This window comes from Streptomyces phaeochromogenes, assembly GCF_001418655.1.
Classification (GTDB): domain Bacteria; phylum Actinomycetota; class Actinomycetes; order Streptomycetales; family Streptomycetaceae; genus Streptomyces; species Streptomyces phaeochromogenes.
Map to the genome: position 1 here is coordinate 1 of NZ_LIQZ01000038.1, position 14,961 is coordinate 14,961.

10 protein-coding genes and 3 pseudogenes are annotated in these 14,961 nt (G+C 69.7%); 8 read left to right on the top strand and 5 right to left on the bottom strand.

Annotation, left to right across the window (positions count from 1 at the left end; translation table 11 throughout):
- The 3 genes from AOK17_RS05825 to AOK17_RS05835 form a co-directional block, all read left to right on the top strand.
- The coding region (locus AOK17_RS05825) for an RICIN domain-containing protein (RefSeq protein ID WP_055611226.1) at positions 1-1,993 on the top strand (1,993 nt) is incomplete at its 5' end.
- Positions 1,994-2,073: 80 nt separating this feature from the next.
- Positions 2,074-3,189: a chitinase gene (locus AOK17_RS05830; protein WP_055611227.1), complete on the top strand. Its 1,116-nt coding sequence runs from the start codon at positions 2,074-2,076 to the stop codon at positions 3,187-3,189.
- A gap of 31 nt (positions 3,190-3,220) precedes the next feature.
- Complete coding sequence (locus AOK17_RS05835) at positions 3,221-3,988, top strand: NPP1 family protein (RefSeq protein ID WP_206190685.1); 768 nt, start codon at positions 3,221-3,223, stop codon at positions 3,986-3,988.
- 128 nt (positions 3,989-4,116) lie between these two features.
- On the opposite strand, the pseudogene AOK17_RS05840 reads toward AOK17_RS05835, so the two are convergent.
- The 4 genes and pseudogenes from AOK17_RS05840 to AOK17_RS05855 form a co-directional block, all read right to left on the bottom strand.
- A pseudogene (locus AOK17_RS05840) lies at positions 4,117-4,299 on the bottom strand (aminoglycoside phosphotransferase family protein); the annotation flags it as partial.
- Positions 4,295-4,909 (bottom strand): annotated as a pseudogene (locus AOK17_RS48065) (aminoglycoside phosphotransferase family protein); the annotation flags it as partial. The pseudogenes AOK17_RS48065 and AOK17_RS05840, both read right to left, overlap by 5 nt.
- A gap of 2 nt (positions 4,910-4,911) precedes the next feature.
- A pseudogene (locus AOK17_RS05850) lies at positions 4,912-5,927 on the bottom strand (LacI family DNA-binding transcriptional regulator).
- A 280-nt stretch (positions 5,928-6,207) separates the two neighbouring features.
- Positions 6,208-6,840 (bottom strand): maleylpyruvate isomerase family mycothiol-dependent enzyme, encoded by a 633-nt coding sequence (locus AOK17_RS05855; protein WP_055611229.1) that lies wholly within the window; start codon positions 6,838-6,840, stop codon positions 6,208-6,210.
- 400 nt (positions 6,841-7,240) lie between these two features.
- On the opposite strand from AOK17_RS05855, the gene AOK17_RS05860 reads away from it, so the two are divergent.
- The 4 genes from AOK17_RS05860 to AOK17_RS05880 are packed head-to-tail and all read left to right on the top strand — an operon-like array spanning position 7,241 to position 12,862.
- Positions 7,241-8,713 carry an ABC transporter substrate-binding protein gene (locus AOK17_RS05860; RefSeq protein WP_245697025.1) on the top strand — a complete coding sequence of 491 codons (1,473 nt, stop codon included), beginning with the start codon at positions 7,241-7,243 and terminating at the stop codon, positions 8,711-8,713.
- 3 nt (positions 8,714-8,716) lie between these two features.
- Positions 8,717-9,643: an ABC transporter permease gene (locus tag AOK17_RS05865; protein ID WP_055611230.1), complete on the top strand. Its 927-nt coding sequence runs from the start codon at positions 8,717-8,719 to the stop codon at positions 9,641-9,643.
- Positions 9,644-9,657: 14 nt separating this feature from the next.
- Positions 9,658-11,853: an oligopeptide/dipeptide ABC transporter ATP-binding protein gene (locus AOK17_RS53750; protein ID WP_079052816.1), complete on the top strand. Its 2,196-nt coding sequence runs from the start codon at positions 9,658-9,660 to the stop codon at positions 11,851-11,853.
- Positions 11,846-12,862, top strand: coding sequence for an ABC transporter ATP-binding protein (locus AOK17_RS05880; RefSeq protein ID WP_055611231.1), 1,017 nt, complete (start codon positions 11,846-11,848; stop codon positions 12,860-12,862). The genes AOK17_RS53750 and AOK17_RS05880 overlap by 8 nt, the downstream gene beginning before the upstream one ends.
- A gap of 92 nt (positions 12,863-12,954) precedes the next feature.
- On the opposite strand, the gene AOK17_RS05885 is transcribed toward AOK17_RS05880, so the two are convergent.
- The gene (locus tag AOK17_RS05885) at positions 12,955-13,728 is read right to left on the bottom strand and encodes a sugar isomerase domain-containing protein (RefSeq protein ID WP_055611232.1); all 774 of its coding nucleotides are present in this window, start codon (positions 13,726-13,728) and stop codon (positions 12,955-12,957) included.
- Positions 13,729-13,980: 252 nt separating this feature from the next.
- Between AOK17_RS05885 and AOK17_RS05890 the strand changes: the two genes are divergently transcribed.
- Positions 13,981-14,865: a MurR/RpiR family transcriptional regulator gene (locus tag AOK17_RS05890; protein WP_055611249.1), complete on the top strand. Its 885-nt coding sequence runs from the start codon at positions 13,981-13,983 to the stop codon at positions 14,863-14,865.
- Positions 14,866-14,961: the final 96 nt, after the last annotated feature.

Genomic DNA, 14,961 nt, shown 5'->3' on the forward strand with positions numbered 1-14,961 from the left:
CGTCCAGCAGTACGCGTGCAACAGCTCGACGGCCCAGCAGTGGAGCCTGACCGCGACCAGCGACGGCTACGTCCGCATCAACAACGGCAACAACACCGGCCAGGTCGTTGACGTCGCCGACACGTCCGTGGCCGACAACGCGCCCGTCCATCTGTGGGCCTACGGCGGCGGCACCAATCAGCAGTGGCTGCCGGTCGACGAAGGCGGCGGCGCCTATCACTTCGTGAACCGCAACAGCGGCAAGTGCCTGGACGACCCCGGCGCCTCGACCGCGGACAGCGTGCAGTTCGTGCAATACACCTGCAACGGCAGTGCCGCCCAGCGCTTCCAGGTGGTCCCCGTGACCCAGTCCGGCGCGAATCCGGACCTCGGCCCGAACGTCGCCGTCTTCGACCCGTCCATGTCGTCCTCGACGATCCAGACCAGGCTGAACTCGATCTTCCAGCAGCAGGAGACGAACCAGTTCGGCTCCCAGCGCTACGCCGTCCTGTTCAAGCCGGGCTCCTACAACGCCGACGTCAACGTCGGCTTCTACACTCAGGTCGCGGGTCTGGGTCTGACCCCGGACGCTGTCACGATCAACGGCGCGGTGCACGCCGAGGCCGACTGGTTCCAGGGCAACGCGACGCAGAACTTCTGGCGCGGCGCCGAGAACCTGTCCGTCAACCCGACCGGCGGCACGGACCGTTGGGCGGTCTCGCAGGCAGCGTCGTACCGCCGGATGCATCTGCGCGGCAATGTCGCCCTCGACGACAACGGCTGGTCCAGCGGCGGTCTGCTCGCCGACACCAAGATCGACGGGCAGGTCAACTCCGGCAGCCAGCAGCAGTGGCTGACCCGCAACTCCCAGCTCGGCAGCTGGACCGGCTCCAACTGGAACATGGTCTTCGTCGGCAGCCAGGGCGTCCCGGCCACCAGCTTCCCCAGCCCGCCGTACACCACGGTCGCGCAGACCCCGGTCAGCCGGGAGAAGCCGTCCCTGTACATCGACGGCAACGGCGCCTACCAGGTCTTCGTGCCGTCCGTGCGCTCCAACTCCACCGGCACCAGCTGGGCGAACGGATCCCCGTCCGGCAGCTCGCTGTCTCTCGACACCTTCTACGTCGTGAAGCCGGGTGCGACCGCCGCGGACATCAACGCGGCGCTGGCGGCGGGCAAGAACCTCCTGGTCACCCCGGGTGTCTACCACCTCAACCAGACGCTCCAGGTGAACCGCGCCAACACCGTCGTCCTCGGTCTGGGCCTCGCCACGTTCATCCCGGACAACGGCGTCACCGCGATGAAGGTGGCCGACGTCGACGGCGTCAAGGTCGCGGGCGTCCTCTTCGACGCGGGCACCACCAACTCGCCCACGCTGATGGAGGTCGGCCCGACGGGCTCGTCCGCCTCGCACACCGCGAACCCGACGTCCCTGCACGACGTGTACTTCCGCGTCGGCGGCGCCGCCGTCGGCAAGGCGACCACCAGCCTGGTGATCAACAGCGACAACGTCATCGCCGACCACACCTGGATCTGGCGCGCCGATCACGGCAGCGGCGTCGGCTGGAACACCAACACCGGCGACACCGGCCTGATCGTCAACGGCGACAACGTCACCGCGTACGGCCTGTTCGTCGAGCACTACCAGAAGCACCAGACGATCTGGAACGGCAACGGCGGGCGGACGTACTTCTACCAGAACGAGATGCCGTACGACCCACCGAACCAGGCGTCCTGGATGAACGGCTCCACCCAGGGCTACGCCGCCTACAAGGTCGCCGACTCCGTCACCAGCCACCAGGTGTACGGCTTCGGCAGCTACTGCTACTTCAACGTGAACCCGGGCGTGGCCGCCGAGCGGGCCATCGAGGCGCCGAACAACTCCAATGTGCGCTTCACCAGCATGGTGACCGTCTCGCTCGGCGGAGTGGGCACCATCCGGCACGTCGTCAACGGCACGGGCGGCCCGTCCAACTCCACGACCAACGTGGCCAATCTGACCCAGTACCCCTAAGCACACCAGCTCCGACGACGGCCGTCCCCACGCTCGGGGGACGGCCGTTCACCCCCTACACCCAAGGAGCGTCCTCAACCATGCGCAGACCCCGCTTCCTCGGCCGCTTCGCGGTTCTCACCTCGCTGTCGGCGGTCCTCACCACCTTGCTCACCGTGACGCCCGCCCAGGCCGCCAGCGGCTCGATCACCGGGCTCGCCGGCAAGTGCGTCGACGTCGCGGGCGCGAGCAGCGCCAACGGCACCGCCGTACAGCTCTACGACTGCAACGGGACAGGCGCCCAGATCTGGTCCAACCCGGGTGACGGCACCCTGCGCGCGCTCGGCAAGTGTCTGGACATCGTCGACCGCAGCACCGCGGACGGCGCGGCGGTCCAGCTGTGGGACTGTGCCGGCAGTTCGAACCAGCAGTGGGTGGTCAGCGGTGCGAACGACATCGTCAACCCGGCCGCGAACAAGTGCCTGGACGTCACCGGCAACAACAGCGCCAACGGCACCCGGCTGCAGATCTGGACCTGCTCGGGCGGCGCGAACCAGAAGTGGAGCGCGCCCGCGAGCGGTGGCGGCGGCACCCCGTCCGGATTCGTCGTCACCGAGGGCCAGTTCAACCAGATGTTCCCGGGCCGGAACTCCTTCTACACGTACAGCGGGCTGACCGCCGCGCTGAGCGCCTACCCCGGATTCGCGAACACCGGCAGCGACACCGTGAAGAAGCAGGAGGCCGCGGCCTTCCTCGCCAACGTCAATCACGAGACCGGCGGACTGGTCCACATCGTCGAGCAGAACACCGCCAACTACCCCCACTACTGCGACTGGGGCCAGCCGTACGGCTGCCCGGCAGGCCAGGCCGCGTACTACGGCCGCGGACCGATCCAGCTCAGCTGGAACTTCAACTACAAGGCCGCGGGCGACGCGCTCGGCATCGACCTCCTCAACAACCCCTGGCTCGTGCAGAACGACGCCGCCGTGGCCTGGAAGACCGGCCTCTGGTACTGGAACACGCAGAACGGCCCCGGCACCATGACCCCGCACAACGCCATGGTCAACCAGGCCGGCTTCGGCCAGACGATCCGCTCCATCAACGGCTCCCTGGAGTGCGACGGCAAGAACCCCGCCCAGGTGCAGAGCCGCGTGGACGCCTACAACCGCTTCACCTCGATCCTCGGCGTCCCGCCGGGCAGCAACCTCTACTGCTGACGACGGCCGCTCAGCTCAACCAGGAGTCCCCATGCGCAAGTTGAGATCCCTCACCAACACCCTTCTCGGCACACTCGGCGCGATGACGCTCGTCGTCGCGATACCGGCGACCGCCCACGCCAACGTCCTGACCCTGCTGCCACAGAACGCGAGCGGCCTGGAGCAGACCTACTCCCCCGCCTACGACTACGACAGTGACGGCTGCTACGCCACCGCCGCCATCGGCGCCGACGGCGCCATCAACCCCGGCCTGAAGCTCGGCGGCGACGTCAACGGCAAGTGCCACGACCCCGCCCAGCTGAACAACGCCAACACCTACTCGCGCGAGAAGTGCAACAACGGCTGGTGCGCGGTCATGTACGCCAGCTACTTCGAGAAGGACCAGGTGACCCTCGGCCCGGCGGCGATCGGGCACACCCACGACTGGGAACACGTCATCGTGTGGATCAACAACAACGAGGTCAAGTACGTGTCGGCGTCCCAGCACAGCGGCTACCAGACGCTCGCACGGTCGGAGATCCGCTTCGACGGCACCCACCCGAAGATCGTGTATCACAAGGACGGAATCGGGAGCCACTGCTTCCGCTTCGCCAACGGCAACGACGAGCCGGCGGAGAACGCCACGGGCAACTGGTTCTACCCGCGGCTCGTCGGCTGGGACGGTTACCCGGCCGGTTACCGCGACAAGCTGAGCAGCGCCGACTTCGGCTCGGCCACCTTCAAGATCGACGACGGCGACTTCCAGTGGGCTCTCGACTACACGAGCCCGGCCGGAATCCCCTTCGACCCGTACGCCTGACGAACGGCCCTCCGGGGCTGGCAACAGTCCGTCGAGAGGCCCCCGCAGGCTCTTGCCCGCGGGGGCTCTCCTTTCGCGGGAGGCGGTTCCGGCGCTCGCCGCCGTGCCCGCGCCCGGGCCGCCGTCGCTCAGCCCGGCGCGCCCATCAGGGCGGTGACATAGGCATCCAGCCGCTCTTCCACGACACGTGTCGTCAGCTCTGTCCTCCCTGCCTCCCGCCATGGCTGCGAAACCAACCGCACCTCTTCCGAGAACGCCAGCCCGTCCCGCACCCGCCAGTACAGCCGCTCGCTCGCGGTGGCGGCCGGCATCCAGCCGCTCTTCCACGACACGTGTCGTCAGCTCTGTCCTCCCTGCCTCCCGCCATGGCTGCGAAACCAACCGCACCTCTTCCGAGAACGCCAGCCCGTCCCGCACCCGCCAGTACAGCCGCTCGCTCGCGGTGGCGGCCGGCATCCCGCCGGCCTCCTCGTACGCCTCAGCGAACCGCAGACCCCACGCCGGGCCGTGCAGCAGCGCAAGGTTGGTGGAGCAGTGCGCCACATCGAGATCCACCGGGCCCCAGGAGGTAGCCGCCCAGTCGACGACGCCGGTGATCCGGGCCCCTGCGGGCCGTGCGGGCGCCACGTCGAACAGCACGTTGCCAGGGTGGAAGTCCCGGTGCAGGAACCGCCCTTCACAGGGCGGCGCGGGCTGGCGGACCACGTCGATGGCCGCGGTCCATGCCACCGCGTCGGCGCCTTTCGGAGTCACGACAGTGTCGGCGGTCGTCAGCGCCACATACTCCCGGGGCCGCTCGGCGGGTCGAATAGCGTGGATCGCCACGAGTTGACGGGCCAGCAGTGGAACGCGCGTCTCCAAGCCCTCGTCGTCGAGGACCGTCCGGCCCGCCAGATGCGTCATGAGGAGCGACGGATACTTGTCTAGGCAGACTTCCGCACGACCAAACGTGTCGGAGTGACCGCAGAGGACAGCGGATGACTGCCGTCTCGCGACGCGAGCTCGTCCGATGTCTGCTTGAACAGCAGCCGGGCCATCAGGCGTCCCATGTCCTCGATGTCCTGGTGCACGGTGGTCAGTGGTGGCTCCGTCGCCTCGGCGATGGCGCCAGGTCGTCGAAGCCGACAACCGCCACCTCCTCCGGTACGCTCCGTCCGCGCTCCCGCAGCACCCGCAGCACCCGCAGGGCACCGGAAGCCATCAGGTCCGAGGCGACGAAGACCGCGTCCAGATCGGGGCACCGGTCGAGGAGCTCGGACATGGCGGTGGCACCGCCCTGCAGCGTGAAGTCGCCCTCGGCGATCAACCGGGGTGGCGTGTCCGGGAGTACGTCCCGGTAGCCGTCGAGACGGTCGATCGCCGAAGCCTGGTTGAGCGGCCCGGTGATGGTCCCGATGTGTCGGCGTCCCAGTGATACGAGATGCCGCACGGCTTCCCTGGCTCCGCCGCGGTTGTCGGCGTCGACGTACGTGTAGCCCTGGCTGCGGTGGCCGGAGCCGACGGCCGGGCGACCGCCGAAGATGGCGGGCAGGCCCATGTGCTCGACCATGGCAGGCAACGGGTCGTCGGTACGCAGCGAGAACAGCAGGGCGCCATCGACGTGGCCGCCGCCCAGGAAGTTCCCGACACGCGGATAGTCGTCCGGCTCCTCGATGAACAGCAGTACCGGCTGCGCTCCTTGTTGGACGAGTTCCTGCCGGATGTCACGCAGGTGGCAGTCGAAGTACGGGTCCACGAAAAGCCGGTTCTGCGGTTCGGTGACCACGACGGCGACGGCGTTGTTGCGGCGTGTGACCAGGCTTCGGGCAGCTTGGTTGGGTACATAACCGAGTTCGTCCACGGCCTCTCGGATACGTTCTGCGACCGCGGCCCGCGCCCTGGGCTCGCCGTTGATCACACGGGACACGTTAGCCGTCGGCAGCGGGACCGGCAGTTCAATTCGGCCTGGTGCCGACCCTGTTCAGCCAGGCCCGCCCGGGGGCTCCGACACGACCGTGGTCCGTGGGCGATCAGCGGGCACCTGATGGACACGGACGGCGCAGTGCTCGGTGCGGCTGGTGATCAAGGTACGGCCGACTGCACCGAAGGCCGTCGGGAGTGTGCCGTGTCCGGCGTGGCCGGTTGTCAGGGTGACCCGTGGTGTTCCGGTGACGACATCCCACACCCGCACCAGTGCGGAGTGTCCGGCTGCGTCCATGGTTCGCCCGCCGCTCCAACAGCTACAGCACTCTCCCGAGCCGCTCCGCGCCCGGGCCGGACACGCCTGTCAGTGCCGCAGCCCGGCCCGTTGCCAGGAGGAGCAAGTCGCCTGCCGGGCCCCGCGCCTCGTCCTGGCCCCCGCCCCTCGACCAGTTCGCGTCGGTGGCCACGAGCCGTACGCCTCGCAGGCGTTTGCGGGCGCCGTAGAACGGGCTGGCCAGGACGTGTTCCAGGGCCGCGATCGTCTGCTCCTGAGGGGTTGGACGTACGCGGCCCAGCGGGCGGGCGATGTCCTGGCCGTGGACCAGGACGTCGACCAGCGGATCCAACGGCGCGGACAGGGGCGCGCGGCGGGTCGAGCCCGCGGTCTCGCGGAACTGTGCGATGAGTTCGGCGGGCCCGAAGTCGGCCGCCCGGTGCCGCGCCGCGTCGAACTCCATGCGTTCCCAGTCGCCGCGCGCCCGGACCATCCCCTTGACCATTCCGGACAGCGTGGTGCGCGTCGACAGGGTCAGGTGGGCCACCACGTCGTGCACGGTCCAGCCGGTGCAGAGTGATGGCGTTTCCCAGTCCGCGCCTTCCAGGTCGTCGAGAAAGTCGGCGAGGCCGAGCCGTTCGGCCTTCGTCCAGGAAAGAACCCGTTCACGGTGCATGGCCGGCTCTCCTCACAGGGGATGCGGGTGATGTCGCCGGTATGACCGGACGCCCCGGCCGAACTGATCGGCCCCGCCGTGTGACCTGGCGCACACATAACCCATCTTCCGCCACGCAGCTGTTCACGTATGAGGACTCCATGGGTACATCGCCCTGCGGATGTTAAGGGCTTGCTGCACACCCCTTGACGCCCTCGACGCCACCGACCCAATAATGAGCGTCCACATATCTAAACCAGGTTTTTCCATGTGGACAAAGTTCGTGGTCGTAGAACAGCGCGGAGGAACAGTGACCGACCCAGGCTCAGTACGCACTCGTTCGACCACCCCCATCCGCCGGGGGCGAACGGCGGGCGCACTCGCGTCCGTTGGCGTACTGCTCGCCGTCTCGGGATGCTCGGTGGCCGGCGGCGACCCCATCGGCGAGGGTCCCGGCACCCTGCGCGTCGTACTGCCCGAGGAGCCTCCGACGCTTGAGCCCTGCGATGCCTCGCTCACCGCGACGGGCCGGGTGACGCGCGCCAACATCACGGAGGCGCTGACCGAGCGGGACCCGTCCACCGGGCGACTGGAACAGGCGCTGGCCACCAAGTGGACACGTAACTCACCCACTTCGTGGACCTTCACCCTGCGCGAAGGGGTCAAGTTCCATGACGACTCTCCGTTCACGGCCGAGGCCGCCGCGTTCTCCATCAAGCGCGCCACGGACTCGGACATCGACTGCAACGTCGACGGATACATCTTCACCGACAGCAAGATCACCGCAAAGGCGGTCGACGACACCACACTTGAGGTCACCACGGCCGAGCCGGACCCGATCCTCCCGCTGCGTCTGTCCTTCGTCGAGATCGTGCCGACGACCACGGACCCCGATTCCAGGGTGCGCGAGCCGGTCGGCACAGGTCCGTACCGGATCGACGAGTGGAGCCAGGGCCGCTTCCTCCGGCTGAAGCGCTTCTCCGGTTACTGGGGCGAGACCCCCGACTACGCGGCGGCCAAGTACGTCTGGCGCGCGGAGGGCAGCGTACGTGCGGCCATGGTCACCAACAACGAGGCGGATGTGGCGATCGGACTCGCGCCCGAGGACGGGGCGGGCGACCGGGCGGTCGAGTTCACCACCAACGAGGTCTCGTATCTGCGCATGGACGCCACCAGGGCGCCTCTCGACGACGTGCGCATCCGACGGGCCATCAACTACGCAGTCGACAGGGAAGGTCTGGTCACCGCGGTCTTCTCGGGGCGGCCGAGCGGTCAGCTCGTGTCGAAGGGCGTCACCGGATACAACCCGCGCGTCAAGCCGTGGCCGTACGACCCGAAGCGCGCCAAGCGGCTGGTGGCCGAGGCCCGGGCCGACGGAGTGCCGACCGACACCACCATCACGATCATCGGCCGCACCGGCATCTACCCGAAGGCCGCCGAGGCGATGGAGGTCGTGCAGGACGGCCTGCTCAAGGCAGGGCTGAAAGTCAAGATCAAGATGCTGGACGTCAACGCCTGGCTGGAGTACCTGCTGCGCCCCTTCCCCAAGGGAATCGGCCCCACCCTCCTCCAGGCACAGCACGGCAACCAGGCGGGAGACGCCGCGTTCACGATGGGACAGATCTACGGCAGCAAGGGCGCCCAGAGCAGCTACGGCACCCCCGAACTCGACGCGCTGACGAAGCAGGCGCAGCTCGCGTCGGGCGACAAGCGGCAGAAGGCCTTCGCGGACGCGTTCGCCCACCAGAACGACGAGGTCGTACGGGACGCCGTGATGGCCAACATGACCGGCATCCTCGCCCTCTCCTCACACGTCCGCTACCGGCCGGACTCGGCGACCAACGACGAAATGCGGCTCTCCGACATGCGCCGCGCGGACCGAGGAAGGAGCTGACCGATGTTCACGATGCTGCGTCGCCGCGCGGTCTCCAGCGTCATTCCTCTACTGGTCGTGGTCCTGGGAGTGTTCTTCCTGGCCCGGCTCACCGGAGACCCCGCCAACCTGTACCTCCCGCTCAGCGCGACACCGGAGATGAGGGCCGAGTTCTCCGCCCGCAACGGTTTCGACCAGCCGCTGGTCAACCAGTTCGGCGACTACCTGGTCCAGGTCGCCCACCTCGACTTCGGCGAGTCGCTGCGCACCGCCCAGTCGGCGAGCGGGGCGGTCCTGCGGGCCTTCCCCGCCACCCTCCAACTGGCCGGGTGGACGATGCTGCTCGCCATCGTGGGTGCCGTGGTGATCGGCAGCCTGGCGGCCTACCGGCCCAACTCGGCGACCGACCGGATCGCGAGCTTCCTGTCCTCGACGGCCGCGAGCGTCCCCGACTTCTGGTTCGCCATCATGGGTGTGCTGGTCTTCGCGGTGACGCTGGGCTGGCTGCCCACCTCCGGCACGAGCGGCGCCGCGGCCTGGGTCCTGCCCGTGACCACACTGCTCATCCGTCCGTTCGGTGTGCTGGTCCAGGTGGTGCGCGGCGCCATGGTCTCCGCGCTCTCCGCCCCGTACGTCAAAGTCGCGCGCAGCAAGGGCGCCAACGAAGTGCGGGTGGTCTTCGGGCACGCCCTGCGCAACGCGGCCGCACCCGCGCTCACCGTCGCGGGCGACCTCGCCGTCGGACTGGTCAACGGTGCCGTCGTCGTCGAGACCATCTTCGGCTGGCCCGGCATCGGCAAGCTCATGATCGACTCGGTTCTTCAGCGCGACTTCGCGGTGTTGCAGGCCGCCGTGCTGCTGACCGCCCTGGTGATCTTCGCGCTCAACATCCTCGTGGACATCTGCCACGCGATCCTCGACCCGCGTGTCCGGCAGCGGGCGGCGGCGTGAGTCAAGGAAGTGACATGCTCCAGAAGAACAACGGTCAGAGCGACAGCGCCGGGAGCGGCGACGTCCCGGAGGACGCGGGCGACGGCAGCGGCACAACTCCTGCGGCCGACCAGGTGGTGACGGCTCGGCGGAAGTGGCTCGCCCTGCTCCTCCAGGACCGGTTCGCCTGCGCGGCGGTCCTGATCCTGATCGGCGTCGCGCTGTGTGCCGTGCTGGGTCCGCTGCTCATCGGGGACCTGGCGACACGTCAGAACCTCCGCGATCCCGGGCGGGAGCCCTTCAGTCTCGACCACGGCTGGGCGTTCGTCCTCGGCAGTGACTCCCTCGGCCGACCGGTCGCCGCTCGGCTGATAGCCGCGGCCGGGACCACCCTGTCCGTGGCCGTGCCCGCCGTGCTGTGTTCGCTCGTCGTCGGCTCGGTCTGGGGCATGTGGGCGGGCTTCCACGGCGGTTGGCGCGAGAACGTGTCCCTGCGGATCGCCGACGTGATCCTCAGCTTCCCGTCCCTTCTGCTGGCCGTGGTCGTGCTGTACGTGTTCTCGCCGAGCGCCTCCGGCATCGTCCTGGTTCTCGCCGTCGCCCGGATCCCCGTGTACCTGCGCACCGCGCGGGCCGAGTCCGCGGAACTGCGCAGTCGCCTGTTCATGGACGCGGCCCGCACCTTCGGCACCAGCAGCTGGGCGAGCATCCGACGCCATGTCGCTCCCACGGTGCTGCCGACCCTGCTCACCGTCGCCGCGCTCGACTTCTGCTTCGTGATGCTGACCGAGTCCTCGCTGAGCTTCCTCGGCATCGGCATCCAGCCGCCGGACGTGAGCTGGGGCCTGATGGTGGCTCAGGGGCGCCAGGAGCTCCAGAGCTCGTGGTGGATCGCGGTCTTCCCCGGGCTCGCCATCGTCGTCACCACCGTCTCGGCAACGGTCCTCGCCGCCTGGGCCCGCCTCGCGACCGACCCGGGCCAGCGGTGGCGGCACGGCCTGCGCCGCGGGGGCCGCGGACGGCTCCGCCGGCCGGCGACCGGGGCGAACGGGGCCCGTCAGAGTTCGGCCGCCGAGACGGCCGCGGTCGTGGCGGGGGCGGAGCCCGCGCACAGCCCAGCCCCATCGGGGCCGGAGATCGAGCACGCCCCGGCCGTGCCCGAGGCAGAAGCCGAGCCCACCCCGGCAACGCCGGAAGCCGCACCCGCACCCGCACCCGCACCCGCACCCGCACCCGGCGACCATGCCTCAACCAGCCCCGCCACCCTGGCCGTCGACAGCCTGTCGGTCGACATCCGTACCGCCGCAGGACCCGTCCCCGTCGTACGCGGCGTCAGTTTCGCCGTGCGTTCGGGCGAGACGCTGGCCCTGCTGGGCGAGTCCGGGTGCGGCAAGAGCATGACGGCGCACGCGGTGGCCGGGCTGCTCGATCCGGCCGCCGAAGTCGTGGGCGGGCAGGCCCTGTTGGAGGGCGAGGACCTGCTCGGGCTCGGCGCGCGGGCCAGGCGTCGGCTCGCCGGACCGGGCCTCGCCATCGTCTTCCAGGACGCTCTCAGCGCGCTCAACCCCGTCCAGACGGTGGGGGCGCAGCTCGCGGAGCCGTTCCGTATCCACGAGCGGATGTCCCGGCGCGCGGCGCGGGCGAGAGCGGTCGAGCTGATGGAGCGCGTCGGCATCCCGGAGGCGCGCTCGCGTGCGGGCGCCTACCCGCACCAGTTCTCCGGGGGCATGCGCCAGCGGTTGCTGATCGCGATGGCGGTCGCGCTCCGGCCGAAGGTCCTGCTCGCCGACGAGCCCACCACAGCGCTCGACGTCACCGTGCAGGCCCAGATCATGGACCTGCTGCGCGAACTGCGGAGCGAGCAGCGGATGGCTCTGGTCCTCATCACCCACGACCTCGGCCTGGTCGCCGAGCACGCGGACCGGGTCGCCGTCATGTACGCGGGTACGGTCGTGGAGACCGGCCCGGTGGCCGAGGTGTTCGGCAAGCCCAACCACCCTTACACGCGGGGCCTGTTGGAGTCGGTGCCGGCCGAGCAGCACAAGGGGACCCGGCTGAACTCCATCCCGGGAAGCCCGCCCGACCCCCGCTCCGTACCCTCCGGCTGCGCCTTCCGTATGCGGTGTCCCATGGCCCGCGACCTGTGCGCCACGCACCGGCCGGTGCTGGCCGCGACCGGAGCCGGCCGCGCCGCCGCCTGCCACTTCGGGAAGGAACTGGCCGATGCCTGAGCCCGGGACGACACTGCTGGAGGCCACCGGCCTGACGAAGAGCTTCGCGGTTCCGCGTACCGCGAAGGGCAGCACCAGGCTGCGCGCGCTCGAAGGGGTCGATCTGCGTCTGGAGCGCGGGGAGACGCTCGGTCTGGTCGGCGAGTCCGGTTGCGGCAAGACCACGCTGGCCCGGGTGCTGCTGATGCTGGAGCGGCCCGACGCGGGCACCGTACGGTTCGACGGAGTGGACCCGTTCTCGTTGTCGGGGGCGAAGCTGCTCGCCTGGCGCCGCAAGGTGCAGATGGTCTTCCAGGACCCGTTCGGCTCGCTCAACCCCCGGCTGTGCGCGGCGGATCTGATCAGCGAGCCGTGGCTCACCCACCGCGATCTCGTGCCCGCCTCGAAGCGCGCGGCGCGCGTGGGTGAACTGCTGGAGATGGTCGGGCTGCGCGCGTCCGACGCGCGTCGCCACCCGCAGGAGTTCTCCGGAGGGCAACGTCAGCGGATCGGGATCGCCCGCGCCCTGGCGCTGGAGCCCGACGTCATCGTGTGCGACGAACCCGTCTCCGCGCTCGACCTGTCGGTACAGGCGCAGGTGCTCAACCTGCTGGGTGACCTGCGGGACGAGCTGGGACTCGCGTACGTGTTCATCTCGCACGACCTGTCCGTGGTGCGGCATGTCGCCGACCGGGTCGCCGTGATGTACCTCGGCAGGATCGTGGAGACGGGACCGGCGGAGGAGCTGTTCGAGCAGCCCCGGCACCCCTATACGGCAGCGCTCCTGTCGGCGGCCCCGTCCCTGGCGACCGGGGGCGGGGCGAAGAGGGAGCGCATCCTGCTGACCGGCGAGATCCCGTCACCGGCCGACCCACCGTCCGGCTGCCGGTTCAGGACCCGCTGCTGGCGCGCGGAGGACATCTGCGCCGAAACCGTCCCCACACCGACGCCCGAGGCCGCCCATCACAGAGCGGCCTGCCACTTCCCCCTGGAGGAGGTGACCGCGGCCAAGGCAGGCGCGCCACTTTAGGGGCGCGGGGCTGTATCGATATGCGGCTCCGCCGCGTGGGCGCGACCAGCCACAACGCACCCGCAGATTCACAGCCCCACCAAGCGCAGCGTCTAGCTGGCCGTACGCCGAATCCGCCCCGCGTACCGCGTCTCAAGGTCAAGGTTCCCCTCGAACCCCCCGGGCACGTTGGCCGAGACGTACACAGGCGGCCTCACTCCCGCTGCGAGCAGCAGCGAGGCCGCCTCGGCGACGGCCATCTGGACGAGCATCACGCCGGTCAGGGTGGACAGGGCGCAGACGGAGCCGCCGCCGGGGAGTTCGAGAAGGGCGTCCCCCCGTGGCGCGGCGTTGTCCAGGACGACGTCGGCGATGTCGGCGAGCTTCCGGCCGCTGGGGTGGGAGGCGGGCACGGCCCGGGTGTGGCTCAGCGAGGTGATGGCCAGGACGCGGTGACCCCGCTCCTTGGCCCGCAGAGCCATCTCCACGATCACGCTGTTGACGCCCGAGTTGGAGATGATCACGAACAGGTCCTCGGGCCGCGGCTCGGCGAGGTCGTAGATCCGCTCGGCGACACCGGGCTTGCGTTCCAGGAGCGGGTCGTCGAGGACGCTCGGGGCGTCGCCTCCGTACAGGACGAGGTCGGCGATGCTCAGCCGGTTGGTGGGCACGAGCCCTCCGGCGCGTCCGGCGAGTTCCAGGACGATAGCCTGGGAGTGCCCGGTGCCGAACGCCTGGATCACGCCGTCGGTCCGCACGCAGTGAGCGATCAGCTCGGCGGCGCGCCGCACTTCACCCTCGGCGGACTGGGCGGACGCGGCGATGCGGTTCAGGGCGTCCAGGCCTTCACGCGCAAACCCGCTGGCGTTCACAGAGTCGACGGACACGCGGCACTCCCCACCGGTGGATGAAACCACCATCCCTTACGAGCTTACTTGAATGAATAAACCATAGGTCACGAGCGGCGGGCAACGCCCCCGCCACCGGCGCCGTCACCGCACCCCGGGCCGGACCCGGGCCAGGGGCACCTTTGGTCCTGAGATTCAATCTGCGAGATGGTGGGTGGCTGATACATTCTCAGCTGCACAGCAGGCACCACCGAGGAGATCGGGTACCCCATGGAACGGACCGGCGCCGGAATGCCCCCGACGGACGTCACCTCACTGATCCGCACCGAGTTGCCCCGGCTGGCCGGCTCGCTCCGGAAGGTGGGCGAGCTGATCCTGGCGGATCCCGCGGCGGTCACCCACTCCTCCGCCGCCGAGCTGGGCCGCCGTACGGGCACGTCACAGGCCACGGTGACCCGGTTCTGCCGCGCCATCGGCCTCGACTCGTACCAGCATCTGCTGATCGAGCTGGCCCAGGAGCGCGGTCGCGGCGAGGTGTCCGACTGGGGCAGCGCGGAGATCGGCCCCGAGATCTCCCCGGACGACGGTCTCGAACGCGTCGTCACCGTCGTCGGCAGCGCCGACCTGCGCGCGGTCCAGCAGACGATCGACCGGATGGACCTGGACGCGCTGGAGCGCGCGGCCCAGGCCGTCGCCCGCGCGCGCCGCATCGACGTCTACGGCGTCGGTGGCAGCGGCGCCGTCGCCCAGGAGACCGAGACCCGCCTCTTCCGCATCGGCTGCTCGGTGCGGGGCTGGAACGAGGTGCACGGGGCGGCCACCTCCGCCGCGCTGCTCACCCCGGCGGACGTCGCCATCGGCATCTCCCACTCCGGGGCGACCCGCGAGACCATCGAGCCCTTCGAGCTCGCCAAGGAACGCGGCGCCACCACCGTGGCGCTCACCTCCGACCCGCGCTCGCCGCTGGCCCGGGCCGCCGACATCCGGCTGATCTCCGCCACCTCGGAGACCAGCTTCCGCACCGGAAGCATCGGCGGCCGGCACTCCGTACTCGTCCTCATCGACTGCCTGTACGTCCGGGTCGCCCAGCTCTCCTACCAGCGCGCGAGCGCCTCACTGGCGCTGACCGACCACATCACCCCGCAGCACACGGTGAAGAGCCGCCGGACCCGCTGACCCCGACCGACAATGGCCGGCGACGGCCGGCAATGTATGGATGAACCACCGAGAAAACCTGAAGATGGTTGTTTGAACCATCCCCTCAGTGCCACG

What these genes read in the sequence shown, in the direction of transcription:
- AOK17_RS05865 (WP_055611230.1), top strand. Translation starts at nt 8,717, where the DNA reads ATGTTCACGATGCTGCGTCGCCGCGCGGTCTCCAGCGTCATTCCTCTA.
- AOK17_RS53750 (WP_079052816.1), top strand. Translation starts at nt 9,658, where the DNA reads ATGCTCCAGAAGAACAACGGTCAGAGCGACAGCGCCGGGAGCGGCGAC.
- AOK17_RS05830 (WP_055611227.1), top strand. Translation starts at nt 2,074, where the DNA reads ATGCGCAGACCCCGCTTCCTCGGCCGCTTCGCGGTTCTCACCTCGCTG.
- AOK17_RS05835 (WP_206190685.1), top strand. Translation starts at nt 3,221, where the DNA reads ATGCGCAAGTTGAGATCCCTCACCAACACCCTTCTCGGCACACTCGGC.
- AOK17_RS05855 (WP_055611229.1), bottom strand. Translation starts at nt 6,840, where the DNA reads ATGCACCGTGAACGGGTTCTTTCCTGGACGAAGGCCGAACGGCTCGGC.
- AOK17_RS05890 (WP_055611249.1), top strand. Translation starts at nt 13,981, where the DNA reads ATGCCCCCGACGGACGTCACCTCACTGATCCGCACCGAGTTGCCCCGG.
- AOK17_RS05880 (WP_055611231.1), top strand. Translation starts at nt 11,846, where the DNA reads ATGCCTGAGCCCGGGACGACACTGCTGGAGGCCACCGGCCTGACGAAG.